The 836-nt window shown below is 63.9% G+C and carries 1 protein-coding gene; it reads right to left on the bottom strand.

Going from position 1 to position 836, the window contains the following annotated elements:
* A partial coding sequence (gene repB, locus VQ02_RS34375) for a plasmid partitioning protein RepB (RefSeq protein ID WP_245239949.1) occupies positions 1-760 on the bottom strand: 760 nt, incomplete at its 3' end.
* Positions 761-836: the final 76 nt, after the last annotated feature.

Raw genomic sequence — 836 nt, 5'->3', positions numbered from 1 at the left:
TCCCCTTTCGGGAGATCTGAGCCGTCGCTTGACCGCCCTGCTCTGCCCAACTGGTCGACACCGGATCGGGACGATTCTGTGGAGCTGCGAGAGCGGCCACCCTGAGGAAGCGCGCATCGCTGTCGAGAGAGGCGAACGCGTCCTCCATCACAGCCTCCTCGATCGCCTTTGCGACAGAAGCCGTCTTCAGCTGCTCCGCGAGAGCCAGCCAACGACGGCGGCCTGCTTTGGGGGCAGGTCCGATCCTGTTCACGATCGATTCCGGGATCGCGCGTGCAACAGCGATCAGCTTCGACAACTCCCCTTTGTCCGTCGACAGGGCATCGATGATGATGGGGCGCTCGAAGCCACGGTCCTCGAGCCTGCGGGCAAAAACCGCCTTCTCGATATAGGTCAGATCCTGGCGGGCTGAATTCTCGAGCCCCTGGGCGACGACGAGTTGGGCATCGTCCAGCGCACGCACGACAGCCCGAACGTGCCGTCCGAGTTCTCTGAGGGCTCGCAGGCGCCGGTGCCCATAGGCAACCTGATATCGACCGGGGCGATCGGGATGCGGTCGGACGAGGATTGGAACTTCCTGCCCACGCTCCTCGATGAGGCGCTTGAACTCGGCGAAGCTGTCGCCGTGATTGTCGAGGCGATCCCTCACGAAGGACGGATCGATCAGCGCCGGGTCTATGTCGATGATCGTCTCGCCTCGGGCGAGCGCTTCCTGAAGAACCCGCCGATCCTCGTCCAGCCGATTGAGCGACAGGCCCATTGTGCGGACGGGCCCCGCCAAAACCCTTCCGTCCTGGGCCGTCTCACCGAGGCGAGAGTTGGCCATGGCCAACTTT

This window comes from Methylobacterium variabile, assembly GCF_001043975.1.
In the GTDB taxonomy this organism is placed as follows: domain Bacteria; phylum Pseudomonadota; class Alphaproteobacteria; order Rhizobiales; family Beijerinckiaceae; genus Methylobacterium; species Methylobacterium variabile.
The sequence above is the reverse complement of the archived record's forward strand: the minus strand, read 5'-3'. Positions and strand labels throughout refer to the sequence as shown.